This is a genomic window from Kitasatospora cathayae, assembly GCF_027627435.1.
Taxonomy (GTDB): Bacteria; Actinomycetota; Actinomycetes; order Streptomycetales; family Streptomycetaceae; genus Kitasatospora; species Kitasatospora cathayae.
Window position 1 is genome coordinate 795224 of sequence record NZ_CP115450.1, and the last position, 15340, is coordinate 810563.

Below are 15340 nucleotides of genomic sequence, written 5' to 3' on the forward strand. Positions count from 1 at the left end.
ACGAGCCGTCGGTGCCCTCCGGGGGGAGGACGCCGCTACTGCGGCGTCACGTAGGCGCCGGAGATGCCGCCGTCGACGAGGAAGGTGTTGGCGGTCATGAAGGACGAGTCGTCCGAGGCGAGGAAGGCCACCGCTGCGGCGATCTCCTCGGGCTCGGCGAAGCGGCCGAGCGGGATGTGGACCAGTCGACGGGCGGCCCGCTCCGGGTCCTTGGCGAACAGTTCCTGCAGCAGCGGGGTGTTCACCGGGCCGGGGCAGAGCGCGTTGACCCGGATGCCCTCGCGGGCGAACTGCACGCCCAGCTCGCGGGACATGGCCAGCACTCCGCCCTTGGAGGCGCTGTAGGAGATCTGCGACGTGGCCGCGCCCATCACGGCGACGAACGAGGCGGTGTTGATGATCGAGCCCTTGCCCTGGCGCTGCATGTGCGGGATCGCGTACTTGCAGCACAGGTAGACGCTGGTCAGATTGACCTCCTGGACCCGCTTCCAGGCCTCCAGGCCGGTGGTGAGGATGGAGTCGTCGTCCGGCGGGGAGATGCCCGCGTTGTTGAAGGCGATGTCGAGCCGCCCGTACTCGTCGACGACCCGCTGGAAGAGGTCACGCACCGCGGCCTCGTCGGTGACGTCGGCCTGGATGAACAGGCCGTCGACCTCGTTCGCGGCCTTGGCGCCGGTCTCGGCGTCGAGGTCGACGCACACCACCTTGGCGCCCTCGGCGGCGAAGCGGCGGGCGGTCGCCAGGCCGATGCCGCTGCCCGCGCCGGTGATGACGGCCACCCGGCCGTCGAGTCGCTGGGTCATGCTGATCACTCCTCCGTGGAGATGAAGACGTTCTTGGTCTGGGTGAAGGCGTCGAGGGCGTCCGGGCCGAGCTCGCGGCCGAGTCCGGACTGCTTGAAGCCGCCGAACGGCGTGGTGTAGCGCACCGAGGAGTGCGAGTTGACGGACAGGTTGCCGGCCTCGACGCCGCGCGAGACCCGCAGTGCACGCCCGACGTCCCTGGTCCAGATGGAGCCGGACAGCCCGTACTCGGTGGCGTTGGCGATGCGCAGGGCGTCCTGTTCGTCGCGGAACGGGACGACCGCGACGACCGGGCCGAAGATCTCCTCGGTGAAGACGCGGTCGTCGTGCCGCACGGGCGCGAGCACGGTCGGCGGGTACCAGAAGCCGGGCCCGTCGGGGGCGCTGCCGCGGAAGGCGACGGCCGACCCGTCCGGGACGTAGGAGGAGACCCGCGCCCGGTGGGCGGCCGAGATCAGCGGGCCCATCTCGGTCTTCTCGTCGGTCGGGTCGCCGACCCGCACGCCGCGGACGGCCGGCTCCAGGAGCGCCATGAAGTCGTCGAAGGCGGAGGCCTCGACCAGGATCCGGGAGCGGGCGCAGCAGTCCTGGCCTGCGTTGTCGAAGACCGCGTAGGGGGCCGTGGCGGCGGCCTTGGCGAGGTCGGCGTCGGCGAAGACGATGTTGGCGCTCTTTCCGCCGAGTTCGAGGGTGACGGGCTTCACCCGGGCGGCGCAGCCCGCCATGATCTCCTTGCCGACCCGGGTCGACCCGGTGAACACCACCTTGCGCACGTCGGGGTGGGTGACGAAGCGCTGTCCGACGACCGGGCCGCGGCCGGGCAGGATCTGCAGCACGCCTTCCGGGATCCCGGCCTGGAGGGCGAGTTCGCCGAGGCGCAGGGCGGTGAGTGGGGTGAGTTCGGCCGGTTTGACGATGACGGTGTTGCCGGCGGCCAGCGCCGGGGCCAGGGCCCAGGCGGCGATCGGCATCGGGAAGTTCCACGGCACGATGACCCCGACCACGCCGATCGGTTCCTGGAAGGTGAGGTCGATGCCGCCGGACACCGGGATCTGTCGGCCGAACAGCCGCTCCGGCGCGGCGGCGTAGTACTCGATGACGTCACGCGCGTTGCCCGCCTCCCAGCGGGCGTTGCCGATGGTGTGGCCGGCGTTGGCGACCTCCAGGGCGGCGAGGTGCTCGCGGTCGGCGTCGACGGCGGCGGCGAAGGAGCGCAGCAGCCGGGCCCGGTCGGCGGGGGCCACCCGGCGCCAGGCGTCGAAGGCGGCGCGGGCGCGGGCGACGGCGGCATCGGTTTCGGCGAGGCCGGCCAGTTCGACGGTGGTGATCACCTCCTCGGTGGCGGGGTTGACGACCTCGAAGAGGTCCGGTTCGGTCATCGGGCGGTCTCCCTCTGGCTGGCGGTGATGAACGCGTGGAACAGGCGCAGGTCGTCGGAATCTGTCTCGGGGTGCCACTGGACGCCCAACGCGAAGCGGTGGCCCGCCAGTTCGAGCCCTTCGACGGTGCCGTCGGCGCTGCGGGCGGTGACCTGCAGACCGGCGCCGAGCCGGTCGACGGCCTGGTGGTGGTAGCAGGAGACCTCGGTGGTCGGCCCCAGGACGTCGGCGAGCCGGCTGCCCGCCACCACGCCGACCCGGTGGCGGACGTAGCGGGCGGGGACGATCTGGTGGTTCCCGTCGGGCAGGTGTTGCAGGAGGGTGCCGCCGAGTTCGACGTTGAGCAGCTGCATGCCGCGGCAGACGCCGAGCACCGGCAGGTCACGGGTGAGGGCGGTGTGCAGGAGCATGCTCTCCCAACCGTCGCGGGCGTGGTGCGGCGGGCCGGTGCGCGGGTCGGCGTCCGCCGCGTACCGGGCCGGGTCGACGTCCGGTCCGCCGGCGAGGACGAGTCCGTCCAGGGCGTCGAGCAGGTGGTCGGCACCGCCGGGTTGCGGCGGCAGCAACACCGGGGTGCCGCCCGCGCGGACGACGGCGTCGACGTACGTCTGGGGCACGAGGGAGGCGCGCTGGTTCCAGACCGACCAGGCGGCGTCGTCCTGGTAGCTGGTGATGCCGATCAGCGGTCGTCGGCGGTCGTCGCGCGTCACAGCCGCTCGAATCCGCGGCGCCGCTCCCAGTCGGTCACCGCCCGTTCGTAGCAGGCGAGTTCGGTGCGTCCGGCGTGGGTGTAGTGCCGGACGACGTCCTTGCCGAAGGCCTCGGTGGCGACTGCGCTGCGCTCGAAGGCGTCGACCGCGTCGCGCAGGGTGGCGGGCACCCGGGGCGCGTCGGAGGCGTAGGCGTTGCCGGTGAACTCCGGTTCGAGTTCGAGCTGTTGCTCGACGCCGTGGAGTCCGGCCGCGATCAGGGCGGCGACCGCGAGGTAGGGGTTGACGTCGCCGCCGGGGACGCGGTTCTCGAAGCGCAGCGAGGGGCCGTGACCGACCACGCGCAGGGCGCAGGTGCGGTTGTCGCGGCCCCAGGCGATGGCGGTGGGTGCGAAGCTGCCGGGTACGTAGCGCTTGTAGGAGTTGACGGTGGGTGCGAGCAGCAGGGCGAAGTCGGCCAGGCAGGCGAGCTGTCCGGCGAGGAAGTGCTCCATGGTGCGGGAGAAGCCGTGCGGACGGTCACCGGCGAACACCGGGGCGCCCTGCTCGTCGCGCAGGCTCAGGTGGATGTGGCAGGAGTTGCCCTCGCGTTCGTCGTATTTCGCCATGAACGTGAGGCTGCAGCCCTCCTGGGCGGCGATCTCCTTGGCGCCGGTCTTGTAGACGGCGTGGTTGTCGCAGGTGGTGAGGGCGTCGGCGTACTTGAAGGCGATCTCGTGCTGGCCGAGGTTGCACTCGCCCTTGGCGGACTCGACGGTGAGGCCGGCGCCGGCCATGCCGTTGCGCAGGCGGCGCAGGAGTGGCTCGATCCGGCCGGTGCCGAGGATGGAGTAGTCGACGTTGTACTGGTTGGCCGGGGTGAGCCGGGTGTAGTCCTTGTCCCAGGCCTGTTCGTAGGTGTCCCGGAAGACGATGAACTCCAGCTCGGTGGCGGCCTGGGCCTGCCAGCCGTGACCGGCCAGCCGCTCCAGCTGGCGTTGGAGGACCTGACGCGGGGAGACGGCGACCGGGCTGCCGTCGTGGTGGGTGACGTCGCACTGCACCATGACGGTGGCGGGGTGCCAGGGGACGACCCGCAGGGTGGCGAGGTCGGGGCGCAGCGTCAGGTCGCCGTAGCCGTTCTCCCAGGAGGAGATCTCGTACCCGTCGACGGTGTTCATGTCGACGTCGACGGCCAGCAGGTAGCCGCAGCCTTCCGCGGCGCCGGGCACGACGTCGTCGAGGAAGTACTCGGCGGCGACGCGTTTGCCCTGGAGGCGTCCCTGCATGTCGGTCATGGCGAGCACGACGGTGTCGACGGACCCGTCGGCGACGCGGGTGCGCAGCTCGTCGAGGGTGAGCCGGAGGGTGGTCATCGGGTCTCCAGTTCGGTGGCCGGGGCGTCGGGGGCGGGCGGCGCGGCGCTGACGTGGGGCCCGGTGAACCAGTGCCGGGCGGAGGCCAGCCACCACACGCCGGCGAAGCCGACCACGACGGCCACGGCGACGGGGGTGTAGTTGAAGCTCTCGGCGGTGATCGGGCTGGCGGTGGGAAGCATGAACAGGACCGTGATCACCGCGGTCCAGCCGACCGCGACGGTGCCGATCAGCCGGCTCCATCGGCCCAGGTGCCAGGGGCCGCGCGGGAAGTCCTCGCCCTGGCGCAGCCGCAGGTACACCGGGATGACGTAGGAGATGTAGAGGCCGATGACGGAGATCGAGGTCACGGCGGTGTAGGCGGTGTCGTTCCAGAGCGCGGGCAGCCCGAGCAGCAACGCGCCGCCCGTCGCAAGCCAGACCGCGTTGGTCGGGGTCTGGGTGCGCGGGGAGATGCGGTGCCACAGTCGGGAGCCGGGCAGCGCGCCGTCGCGCGAGAAGGCGTAGATCATACGGGAGTTGGCGGTGACGGAGGCCATGCCGCAGAAGAACTGGGCGCCGATGACGATGAGCAGCAGGAACTGTGCGCCGCCGGAACCGATCGCGTCGATGAAGATCTGCGCGGGCGGGACCTGGGTGTCGCTGTTGAGCGCGCCGTCGTAGTCGCGGATCGCGAAGGTGATGCCGAGCAGCAGGATCCAGCCCGCCACCAGGGAGACGGTGATGGCGTTGACGATGCCGCGCGGGCCGGAGCGGGCGGCGTCGTGGGTCTCCTCGGTCATGTGCGCGGAGGCGTCGTAGCCGGTGAGGGTGTACTGGGCCATCAGCAGGCCGAGCATCGCGACGTAGAACTGGTTGTGAAAGCCGGTCTGGTTGACGAACTCGGTGAGGACGAAGGTGACGGAGGCGTGCCGCTCGGGGAGGAACGCGAGCGCGCCGACGATGATCGCGACGCCGACCAGGTGCCACCACACGGACACGCTGTTGAGGACCGCGACCAGGCGCACCCCGAAGGTGTTGAGCAGGCCGTGCACCAGCAGGATGACGGCGAAGATCTCCATGGTGTGCGCGGGGGTGGCCGCGACGCCGAAGCGGAGTGTGAGGAAGGCGTTGGTGAAGAAGGCGGCGCCGTAGTCGACGCTGGCGGTCACCGCGACCTGACCGAGGAAGTTGAACCAGCCGGTGAACCAGCTCCAGGCCGGGCCGCGGCTCCGGGTCAGTTTGGCGGACCAGTAGTAGAGCCCGCCGGCCGTCGGGTAGCTGGAACAGATCTCGGCCATCGCCAGCCCGACGCAGAGCGTGAGCAGGCCGACCACGGGCCAGCCCCAGACGATCAGCGCGGGGCCGCCGGTCTTCATCCCCGTGCCGTACAGGGTCAGGCAGCCGGAGAGGATGGAGACGATGGAGAAGGAGACGGCGAAGTTGGAGAAGCCCGACATCGAGCGGGCCAGTTCCTGGGTGTAGCCCAGCTCGCGGAGCCGCTGTTCGTCGGCGGAAACGGGGGCGGTGTTCTCCGGAAACACCTCGGGGGCAGGGTGGTCGGGCGAGCGTGCGTCGGTCATGGGGCACCCCTGGGGGTTGAGGGTGTGCCGGGGAGCACACGGCCACGACGGCGTGGCGCGGTCGCCCCGACGAGTTCGACGGTCGGACGGCTCTTCAATGGCCTGGAATCAGTCCATTGGGGTGGGTGAGCAGCATCGTTCCGGCTGGATCGGGGCCGCGTCAAGAGCGAGGGGGGAACGAGTCCGGGGAACCCGTTCATAGGTACGATTCCGGCGTGGACGTGGACGAAACACGTGAGCAGGCGCGGCTCGACTGGCAGGCCGGGGCGATCTTCCGCCCGGTCCGGACCGGCAACGCCTTCGAGGAGACCGTCGAAAGGCTGCTCCAGGCGATCAAGCTCGGCGTCTTCGACCTCGGCGACCGACTGCCCGCCGAACGGGATCTCGCCGCCCGGCTCGGCGTCAGCCGGGAGACCCTGCGCGAGGCGCTCCGCACGCTGCAGCAGGCCGGCTGCGTCGAACCCCGCCGGGGCCGCTACGGCGGCACCTTCGTCACCTATCGGCTGCCCGAGCCGGACGTCGCCGACCTGCGCCGCGCGGCCCGCGACCTCGGCGGCGCGCTGGAGGACGCGCTGACCTACCGCCAAGTGCTGGAGGTCGGCGCCGCCGAGGCGGCCGCCCGTCGCCCCCTCTCCCCCGACCAGCGGGCCCACCTGGAGAGCCGCCTGACCGATCTGGAGGAAGCCCCGCCGGAGCAGTACCGCCAGCTGGACTCGCGCTTCCACCTCGCCATCGGCGAGCTCACCGGCTCCCCCACCCTGGCCGCGGCCATCGCCGAGGCCAGGATGCGCCTCAACGACCTGCTCAACGCCATCCCCATGCTGGACCGCAACATCGAGCACGCCGCCGAGCAGCACCGGGCGATGGCCCGGGCGATCCTCGCCGGCGACGGTGACGCCGCCCGACGCGCCACCGAGGAACACCTCGCCGCTACGGCCGCACTGCTGCGGGGCTTCCTGGCCTGAGGTTCCGCCGTGGCCGGCTCAAGTCGTCGGCACCTGGGGAGCAGTCCCCGCTCCCGTCCGGCCCGGCCCGGCCGGACGAACTCCTGGTCCGAGTGAGTGGTGGCGCAGCTATAGACGATGAGGAGCTGTTCGGCTCGGGCGTCGTTGCTCCGACGCCTCGGCCTGCTCGAGCCCGGCCAGACCGTCCGCCCGCCCGACGGCCCGCTGCGGGTCATCGACGACCACGGTCCGCGGGAAGCCGCCCTCGACGGCGTCGCCGACTTCCGCATCCCGACCGGCTACTACTGGCGGGAGGCGTGTCTGGATAGACTCGCGCGGCCGACCGAACATCAACTCCAGTTCGGTACCGGAACAGCACAGCACCACCCAGGACACCAGGCACTCCGCCGCCGCCGACCATGGGGGTATCCATGCAGTTCCGCACCAGAGCATCTCTCGCCACCGCGACCGCAGCGCTCGTCCTCGCCTCCGTCGCGGGCAGCACCGCGGCCGGTGCGAGTACGGGCAGCACGAGTAGCGCGAGTACGGGTAGTACCAGCACGGCCCGCCCGCCGCTCGCCCTGATCTCGCCCGGCGATCCGTACGCCGCCTGCAACCTCGCCGCGGACGGCCCCGGCACCAACCACCCGTCCGCGGAGGACGAACCGTTCGCCGCCGCCAATCCGCTCGACCCGGCCAACACGATCACCATCTACCAGCAGGATCGCTGGTCCAACGGCGGCGCCCGGGGCCTGAGTTCGAGCTACACCACGGACGGCTCGCACTTCACCCAGACGGCCCTGCCGTTCACCCACTGCGCACCCGGCGGGCTGGCCTACCAGCGGGCCTCCGACGGCTGGGTGAGCTTCGGTCCGGACGGCGCCGCCTACGCCAGCGCCCTGGTCTTCGACGCCACCACGGCGCGCAGCGCGGTGGCCGCCGCCACCTCGACCGACGGCGGCCGCAGCTGGCAGCACGTCACCGAGCTGATCAGCGACAACGACCCGGCGATCACCGACGACAAGAACGCCGTCACCGCCGACCCGGTGCACCCGGGCGTCGCCTACCAGGTCTGGGACCGGGTGGACCAAGTCACCGGCCCGACCCCCTACTTCGACGGACCGGGCTACATCTCCATCACCCGTGACCACGGCCGCACTTGGACCCCGGCGAAGCCCTTCGTCATCACGAGCACGACTGCGAACACCCAGACCATCGGCAACCAGATCGTGGTCGACCCGCGGACCGACACGCTGTACGACTTCTTCGACTGGATCACCTTCACCGACGGCACCGCCACCACGGTCAGCGACGTGCACTTCGGCATGGTCAGCTCCACCGACCAGGGCGAGACCTGGAGCCAACCGGTCCGAGTCGCCACCGACACCTCCGTCCCCGAGGTCGACCCGAACGCGCCCGCCGACGCCACCAAGTCCCTCCGGGCCGGCGGCGGTCTGCCGAGCGTGGCCGTCGACCCGCAGACCGGCGAGCTCTACCTCGCCTACGAGGGTTCGGAGTTCACCGGCGGCCAGTACGACGCGATCCAGCTGGTGCACTCAACGGACGGCGGCCAGACCTGGAGCGGTCCGACCCGGATCAGCCAGGCCCCGGGCGCCCCGGCGTTCACCCCGTCCATCATCGTGACCGCCAACGGCACCGTCGCCGTCAGCTACTACGACCTGCGCTACCTCACCCCCGGCAACACCACCACGCTACCCACCGCCGCCTGGCTGCTCAGCTTCCCGCGCGGCGGCGAGGACAGCCCGATCGAACGGCAGGTCTCGCCGGTCTTCGACTGGCTGCAGGCGCCCTTCGCCGGCGGCCACTTCCTCGGCGACTACCAGGCGCTGATCAACGACGGCCACCAGATCCGCCCGGTCATGGTGACCGCCAACAGCGCCGACCCGCTGAACTCCACCGACGTGTACAGCGGCCGCTTCCAGCCCGGCACCCTTCGCAGCCCCGCCGCCGGCGCGCCCGGCGCACAGGCCGCGCACGCCGCAGCGCCCGTCACCGGCCCGCGCGCCGTCCAGCACCTGCGGCGCTGACACCCTGCGAATGGACGGACGGCGTCCTGCGGCTCTCGAAGGCGAGCCGCGGGACACCGTTCGGGTTCCGGAGGCTCAGGCCCGCACCGTCCCGTCCACCGCCGCCGCCGTCGCCGAGGCGGCGACCTGCCAGGCCGCCCGGCCGAGCAGCAGGCAGAGCGGGGTGTGCAGCAGCAGGTTGAGCCATTGAAGTGCTCTCCCGGCTGAAGCCGGGAGATTCCTGCTTACCTTGCCGTAGCGGACTTGACGCGCTTCGCGCGCCTGACGACTGCCCTTCCGGCAGCCGGGATGAGCGCGAGGCCCATCCGGTACAGGTGCAAGACGTTCCGGGCCGCGTTGTGGTCGGCGTCGCCCGACCAGCCGCAGTCCGGGTTCTTGCACACGAACACGGCCTGGGACTTCCTGCTGCCGGGCGTGGTGAAGCCGCACACGGAGCAGCGCCGGGAGGTGCCGGGGGCGGGGACCTTGACCAGGGTGCCGCCGTGCCGGGCGACGGCACCACCCGCTTCGCCTTCCTCGGCGGCCTGCGGTTCCGCGGCCCGCGCTTCCTCGCCCCCCGCGCTGCGCCCGTTCGCCGGGGACCCGCTGGCGCGGTTCGCCGCCCTCGTCGACAAGGCCGCGCAGTAGGCGGCACCGCGGCCGGGTCAGGGGCGGTGCAGGGCCTCGGTGAGGCGGGCGGCCGCCTCGATGACGGCCTTGGAGAGGTGGGTGCCGGGGTGGCGGGTGAGCCGTTCGATCGGGCCGGAGACGGACACGGCCGCCACCACCCGGTTGGACGGCCCGCGGACGGGTGCCGAGACGGAGGCCACCCCCGGCTCGCGTTCGCCGATCGACTGGGCCCAGCCGCGGCGCCGTACCCCGCTGAGCGCGGTGGCGGTGAAGCGGGCGCCCTGCAGACCGCGGTGGAGGCGCTCCGGCTCCTCCCAGGCGAGCAGGACCTGGGCCGCGGATCCGACCTTCATCGGAAGGGCGAGGCCGACCGGAACGGTGTCGCGCAGGCCGAAGAGGCGCTCGACCGCCGCCACGCAGATCCGCACCTCGCCCTGCCGGCGGTAGAGCTGGGCGGTCTCGCCGGTGACGTCGCGCAGGTGGGTGAGGACCGAGCCGGCCGCGGTCAGCAGGCGGTCCTCACCGGCGGCGGCCGAGAGCTCGGCGAGTCGCGGGCCGAGGACGAACCGGCCCTGCAGGTCCCGGCCGAGCAAGCGGTGGTGCTCCAGCGCGACGGCGATCCGGTGGGCGGTCGGCCGCGCCAGGCCGGTGGCGTCCACGAGTCCGGCCAGGGTGGCCGGACCGGCCTCCAGGGTGCCGAGGATCGAGGTGATCTTGTCGAGCACGCCGACGCCGCTCGTGTTCTCCAGGTTCTCCATGGACGGGTACTCCAGTCTCGAATCCCGTGTGCCGTGGGTGGGTTCGGCTCACGGACGCTCCGGTGAGGTGGGGAGCGGGGTGGTCAGCGAGGACAGGCCTGCGAATGCAGCCGGTTGCCTGCGCCGGACACGAGACGGGTACGCGAAAGGGCCGGGGCGGGAAGCGCCCGGGCGAAGGACAGCACAGAGAGCACCGTGTCTCCTCATCTTTCCCGCGCCACGTTGGCGACAGGCCGGAGTTGGCACTGATCCCGGGCGGCACGGCGCGTACTTCGGACGCCGGTTCGACCGGGGAGTTGCCGGGGCTTCGTAGGGCCGGTCCCTCCACCCCTCTGGATGATTCGCGACGAACCATACAAGATTCCCCGGGCGCCCCGCCAAACCTTTCCCCACCCGCACACCCGGCGGCGATCAGCGCCGTCGCGGGCGGCCCGTCGGTTTCAGCGAGGCCGCCGTTGCACGACGTCGGCGAGCACCGTGGTCACCAGCTTGTTGACGGTCGCCTCCGTCGGCGGGTCCGGATCGCGGTCCGCGAACAGCAGGTGCCCGCCTCCGACCAGGGAGAGGGTGAGCGAGTCGATGTCGGCATCGGCTGCGATGCGGCCCAGGGCCCGTTCGTCCGTCAGGTAGGCGGAGACCGCCGTCGCGACCTGGGCGAGGACCGCGATGCCGCCACCGGGGGTGGCCTGCCGCAGCCGGGCGCGCAGCTCGTCCCGGAAGGTGATGAGCGGGATGATCGCCACCGGGACCGGTCCGAACAGGGTGATCAGCGCGCCGGTGAGGTTGTCGGCCACGGTGCCGGCGCCGACGGTCTCGCGCAGCGCCCGCGCCTGCGCCTCGAGCCGTGCGGCCCGGTCGAGCACGAGCTCGGTGAGGAAGGCGTCGAAATCGGTGAAGTGCCGGTGCAGCACGCCTTTGGCGCAGCCTGCCTCGTCGGTGACGGCCCGGCTGGTCAGCCCGTTCGGGCCGTCCCGCAGCAGCACGCGTTCGGCTGCGTCGAACAGTTGCTGGCGCGCGTCGCGAAGGTGCACCCCGGTCGGCAACTCGCAGATCCTCTCGTGACACGGACTCCGGTGCGCCCATTGGCAGGTGGGCACTTGCCCACTAAAGTGAACGCATGCCCACTTTACCGCGGGAGCACCCCGACCCGGCGCGGCCGCACCAGGCCCGGCAGACCGCCGAATCGTTCGGCACGGACGCGCAACGCTACGACCAGGCCCGCCCCCGCTACCCCGATGACCTGGTGTCACGCATCGTCGCCGGAAGCCCGGGGCCCCACGTACTCGACGTCGGCTGCGGCACCGGCATCGCATCCCGCCAGTTCCAGGCCGCCGGCTGCACCGTGCTCGGCATCGACCCGGACGCCCGGATGGCCGACGCCGCGCGAGCCCACGGCCTGCGGGTCGAGGTGGCGACCTTCGAAGCCTGGGAGCCGGCCGGCCGAAGGTTCGACACGGTGATCGCCGCCCAGTCGTGGCACTGGGTGGACCCGGCCGTCGGCGCCCCGAAGGCGGCCAGGGTGCTGCGCCCCCGCGGGCGCCTGGCGATCTTCGGGCACGTCTTCGAACCGCCCGCCGAGGTGGCCGAGGCGTTCGCCGCGGCCTACCGGCGGGTCGCGCCCGACTCCCCGTTCAGCAGCCAGCCGGCCCGGCGTCCGCTGGAGACGTACCTGGCCGGTTACGCGAAGATCGCCGACGCGATCCGCGAGACCGGGCGGTTCGACGATCCGGAACAGTGGCGATTCGACTGGCAGCGGCCCTACACCCGCGAGCAGTGGCTGGACCTGCTCCCCACCACCGGCGCCCTCACCCGGCTCCGCCCCGATCAACTGGCCGAGACACTGGGCGCGGTCGGCCGAGCCATCGGCGCCCTGGGCGGCCGCTTCACCATGAACTACACCACCCTGGCGACCACCGCCGTACGCGCCGGCACTCCTTGAGGCGTCGCCGCGAACAGGCGCGCGGCTTTCCGGAGGGCGGCTCCAACTCGCCCGCAGCGCTCGCCCTTTGGGGGGCCGCAGCGCCGGCCCTTGCGGGCGGCGGCCGAGCCCCGGTCGGTACGGTCAGCGCCCTGGCGCCTCGCCGGCGGCGGAGCCACCCGCAGCACCGCGCCGACCGCAGTCGCCGACGCCCTGCTCCAACTCCTGGTCCAGGAGGACGCCCCTGCCATCAGCTCACCTCCCGCCCGAACCGGCGCTTGTAGGCCGACGGGGTGATGCCCGTCTCGCGACGCATGAGCGACCGCAGGTTGGCGGCCGTGCCCAGCCCGCTTCGCCGCGCGACGACCTCGAAACGGGACTCGCCCCGCTCGATCAGTCGGCAGGCCAGGGCGAGCCGCTCTCCCGTGAGCCACACCAACGGGGTCGTTCCCAGCTGCGCCCGGAAGCGGCGGTGCAGCGTCGCCGGGCTGACCGCCGCCCGCGCCGCGAGGTCGGACACCGTCAGCGGTTCGTCGAGCCGTTCCTGCGCCCAGGCCATGACGGGGGCGAGGGACTCGTCGGGGAGGTCGGGCATCGGACGCTCCACGAACTGCCGCTGCCCGCCGTCGCGGTGCGCCGCGAAGACCAGTCGCCGACTGACCGAGTTGGCGGCCTCGGCGCCGTGGTCGCGGCGGACCACGTGCAGCCCGAGGTCGAGTGCGGCGGCGCTTCCCGCAGCGGTCAGGATGTCACCGTCGTCCACGAACAGCACGTCCGACTCGAGGTGGACGGCGGGGAAGCGGGCACGGAAGGCATCCGCCCACTGCCAGTGGGCGGTGGCCCGGCGCCCGTCGAGGACTCCGGCCTCGGCCAGGGTGAAGGCGCCGCTGCAGAAGCCGATCAGGCGTGCACCGCGGGCGTGCGCCCGTCGGATGGTGTCGAGCACGGCGGGTCGGCGGGGCACGTCGACGTCGGGGCGGTTGGGGACGATCAACGTGTCCGCCGTTTCGGCCGCCTCCAGGCCGGCGACTCCGGTGAGCGTGAAGAATCCGTCGCGCATCGCGGTGCGGGGCTCGGGGGAGCAGAGCCTGAAGTCGTAGAGCTCGCGGCCGAGTTCCGGCCTGCGGAGGCCGAAGACCTCGGTAGCACAGCCGAGCTCGAACGGGTTCGAGTTCTCGTCCACGATCACGACGACCCGGTGGACGCCCGCCGGATGAGCCCGGTGCGAGGATTCTTTCGCCATGTGCAATTCCTAGCACTCACATCGACCCGACGAAACGACACAGGATGAGCCCATGACCAACCACCCCATCCCCCTGCACCAGGCTCTGGCCTCCTTCGATGCGCTGTGGAGCCCCCGCATCGTCACGCGCGTCAACGACTACGACGTCCGGATCGCCAAGGTCCAGGGCGAGCACGTCTGGCACGCCCACGACGACACCGACGAGTTCTTCCTGGTGCTCGACGGGGAGCTGCACATCTCCTTGCGCGAGCCCGGGGGCGAGCGCACGGTCCTGCTGCCCCAGGGGGCGGTCTTCACCGTCCCCGCGGGTACGGAGCACAAGCCGTACGCGCCGTCCGGCGCCGCGATCCTGATGTTCGAGCCGACCGGGACGCCGACCGTGGGCGACCGCCACGACGAGATCCCCGACCACGTGGACGCGACCACCGGGCACCCGCTCGACTGAGGTCGACACGCAGGCGGTGGAAGCCGCCGCCCCGGTGTCCGCCAGGAGGCCTTCGGCGCCGGAAGGGTGCGGCTGATCACTCCGGCGGAGGAGCTGCTGCGTGTCCCCGGGGTGGTTGGGGCGTTGTCACGGCGTGCGACGCCTCCACCCCCTGTTCACTGCCCTCGCCGTCCTCCTGACGGTGGCCGCCGCCCCGCCCGGTCGCGCCGCTGCCGCCGACCCGACGCGCACCCCCGGCACGCCCGCCTACACCGTCGAGCTGCGCAGCGACGCCACCGGTGCGCACTGGCGCGGCCACGAGCGGATCACCTTCGGCAACACCTCGCCCGAGCCGCTCCACGAGGTGTACCTGCGGCTCTGGGACAACTTCCGCGGCGGCTGCGCGCACCCGTCCGTCCGGGTGACCGGCCTGGGTGGTGCCCAGGGCGCCAACGACGTCCCGGACCACTACGAGGTCGGCTGCACCGCCCTGCGCGTCCCCCTGCCCCGCCCGCTGCCCCAAGGCGCCTCCGACACCGTCGAGTTCGACCTCACCGTCGACGTCCCGGACGGCATCGACCGCTTCGGCCGCGACGGCGCCTTCAGCTTCGTCGGCAACGCCCTGCCCGTCCTCGCCGTCCGCGACGGGACGGGCTGGCACCTCGACCCGTACAGCGAGCTCGGCGAGTCCTTCTTCGGCCTCAGCTCCGACTTCGCCGTCACCCTCGACCACCCGACCGACCTGCTGGTCCCCGCCACCGGCACCGCCGTGGACACCCCAGGCGAGCCGGGCCGTACGATCACCCGGATCGGCGCCCGCAAGGTCCGTGAATTCGCCTGGGCCGCCGGGCCGTTCAACCGCATCGAGGGCCGGTCCGCGGGCGGCGTCCGGATCGCCGTCTACTCGGTCGCCGACATCACCCCCGCGGACGCCCGGGCGATGCTGGACCTGTCCCTGCGGACCATCGATGACCACGCCGCCCGCTACGGGCCCTACCCGTACGGGGACCTCGCCACGGTGCTCGACAACCGCTTCGACTTCGCCGGTATGGAGTACCCGGGCTTCGTCCTGGACCGGATCCGGCCCTCCGCCGTGATCCACGAGCTGGCGCACCAGTGGTGGTACGGCATCGTCGGCGACGACCAGTACCGCGCGCCGTGGCTGGACGAGTCCTTCGCCGAGTACGCCATGGCCGTCGCCATGGGAGACACCGGCGAGGGCTGCACCGCCCGGACGCCCTGGCAGTCCGCGGACGAACGCCTCACCAACCCGATGAGCTACTGGGACACCCACCCGGACCGCTACGTGCCGGTCGTCTACGACCGCGGCTCCTGCGCCCTGCACGAACTGCGCCGCCTGATCGGCGCGGACACGATGGCTTCCCTGCTGCGCGACTACGCCCGCGCGCACTGGTACGGCGTCTCCACCACCGCCGAGTTCAAGGCCGCCGCCCAGGCCGCGACCTCCGTCGACCTCACCCCCTTCTGGCGCGAGCACCGCATCGACTGAGTCGCCCAGGAGTCCGACGGGGCCCGACGTGGCCCAACGTGGCCCGACGTGGCCCGACGTGGCCCGACGTGGCCCGA

At 72.2% G+C, this 15340-nt stretch carries 14 protein-coding genes, 1 pseudogene and 1 riboswitch; of the genes and pseudogenes, 6 read left to right on the top strand and 9 right to left on the bottom strand.

Features of this window, described 5'->3' with window-relative positions:
• Nucleotides 1–35: 35 nt before the first annotated feature.
• The 5 genes from O1G21_RS03680 to O1G21_RS03700 are packed head-to-tail and all read right to left on the bottom strand — an operon-like array spanning nt 36 to nt 5809.
• Nucleotides 36–803 carry a 3-oxoacyl-ACP reductase gene (locus tag O1G21_RS03680; protein ID WP_270140687.1) on the bottom strand — a complete coding sequence of 256 codons (768 nt, stop codon included), beginning with the start codon at nt 801–803 and terminating at the stop codon, nt 36–38.
• Between the two features lie 5 nt (nt 804–808).
• Nucleotides 809–2182 carry an aldehyde dehydrogenase family protein gene (locus O1G21_RS03685; protein WP_270140689.1) on the bottom strand — a complete coding sequence of 458 codons (1374 nt, stop codon included), beginning with the start codon at nt 2180–2182 and terminating at the stop codon, nt 809–811.
• Nucleotides 2179–2892, bottom strand: coding sequence for a gamma-glutamyl-gamma-aminobutyrate hydrolase family protein (locus O1G21_RS03690; RefSeq protein ID WP_270140690.1), 714 nt, complete (start codon nt 2890–2892; stop codon nt 2179–2181). Before O1G21_RS03690 ends, O1G21_RS03685 begins: the two co-directional genes overlap by 4 nt.
• Complete coding sequence (locus tag O1G21_RS03695) at nt 2889–4247, bottom strand: glutamine synthetase family protein (protein WP_270140692.1); 1359 nt, start codon at nt 4245–4247, stop codon at nt 2889–2891. Before O1G21_RS03695 ends, O1G21_RS03690 begins: the two co-directional genes overlap by 4 nt.
• A complete protein-coding gene (locus tag O1G21_RS03700) occupies nt 4244–5809 on the bottom strand; it encodes an amino acid permease (RefSeq protein ID WP_405000586.1) in 1566 nt (521 codons plus the stop codon). The genes O1G21_RS03695 and O1G21_RS03700 overlap by 4 nt, the downstream gene beginning before the upstream one ends.
• Nucleotides 5810–6024: 215 nt before the next feature.
• Between O1G21_RS03700 and O1G21_RS03705 the strand changes: the two genes are divergently transcribed.
• Together O1G21_RS03705 and O1G21_RS03710 are read left to right on the top strand one after the other, a co-directional pair.
• A complete protein-coding gene (locus O1G21_RS03705) occupies nt 6025–6774 on the top strand; it encodes a FadR/GntR family transcriptional regulator (protein WP_270140694.1) in 750 nt (249 codons plus the stop codon).
• 410 nt (nt 6775–7184) lie between these two features.
• Complete coding sequence (locus tag O1G21_RS03710) at nt 7185–8801, top strand: sialidase family protein (RefSeq protein WP_270140696.1); 1617 nt, start codon at nt 7185–7187, stop codon at nt 8799–8801.
• A 224-nt stretch (nt 8802–9025) separates the two neighbouring features.
• On the opposite strand, the pseudogene O1G21_RS03715 reads toward O1G21_RS03710, so the two are convergent.
• Nucleotides 9026–9292 (bottom strand): annotated as a pseudogene (locus tag O1G21_RS03715) (zinc ribbon domain-containing protein); the annotation flags it as partial.
• Between O1G21_RS03715 and O1G21_RS03720 the strand changes: the two are divergent.
• Nucleotides 9177–9428 (top strand): hypothetical protein, encoded by a 252-nt coding sequence (locus O1G21_RS03720; RefSeq protein ID WP_270151496.1) that lies wholly within the window; start codon nt 9177–9179, stop codon nt 9426–9428. The pseudogene O1G21_RS03715 and the gene O1G21_RS03720 sit on opposite strands and share 116 nt — an antisense overlap.
• Nucleotides 9429–9445: 17 nt before the next feature.
• Here O1G21_RS03720 and O1G21_RS03725 read toward each other — a convergent pair whose 3' ends face one another.
• Both O1G21_RS03725 and O1G21_RS03730 read right to left on the bottom strand, forming a co-directional pair.
• Complete coding sequence (locus O1G21_RS03725) at nt 9446–10159, bottom strand: IclR family transcriptional regulator (RefSeq protein ID WP_270150761.1); 714 nt, start codon at nt 10157–10159, stop codon at nt 9446–9448.
• Nucleotides 10160–10368: 209 nt separating this feature from the next.
• Nucleotides 10369–10511, bottom strand: a riboswitch (SAM riboswitch).
• Nucleotides 10512–10608: 97 nt separating this feature from the next.
• Complete coding sequence (locus O1G21_RS03730) at nt 10609–11211, bottom strand: TetR/AcrR family transcriptional regulator (protein WP_270140697.1); 603 nt, start codon at nt 11209–11211, stop codon at nt 10609–10611.
• A 74-nt stretch (nt 11212–11285) separates the two neighbouring features.
• On the opposite strand from O1G21_RS03730, the gene O1G21_RS03735 reads away from it, so the two are divergent.
• Nucleotides 11286–12107, top strand: a complete 822-nt coding sequence (locus tag O1G21_RS03735; protein WP_270140699.1) for a class I SAM-dependent methyltransferase — start codon at nt 11286–11288, stop codon at nt 12105–12107.
• Nucleotides 12108–12336: 229 nt separating this feature from the next.
• On the opposite strand, the gene O1G21_RS03740 is transcribed toward O1G21_RS03735, so the two are convergent.
• Nucleotides 12337–13329 (bottom strand): GlxA family transcriptional regulator, encoded by a 993-nt coding sequence (locus O1G21_RS03740; RefSeq protein ID WP_270140701.1) that lies wholly within the window; start codon nt 13327–13329, stop codon nt 12337–12339.
• Nucleotides 13330–13381: 52 nt separating this feature from the next.
• On the opposite strand from O1G21_RS03740, the gene O1G21_RS03745 reads away from it, so the two are divergent.
• Complete coding sequence (locus O1G21_RS03745; protein WP_270140703.1) at nt 13382–13774, top strand: cupin domain-containing protein; 393 nt, start codon at nt 13382–13384, stop codon at nt 13772–13774.
• Between the two features lie 133 nt (nt 13775–13907).
• Entirely contained in the window at nt 13908–15263 is a 1356-nt protein-coding gene (locus O1G21_RS03750; protein ID WP_333493422.1) for a M1 family metallopeptidase, read from the top strand.
• Nucleotides 15264–15340 lie beyond the last annotated feature (77 nt).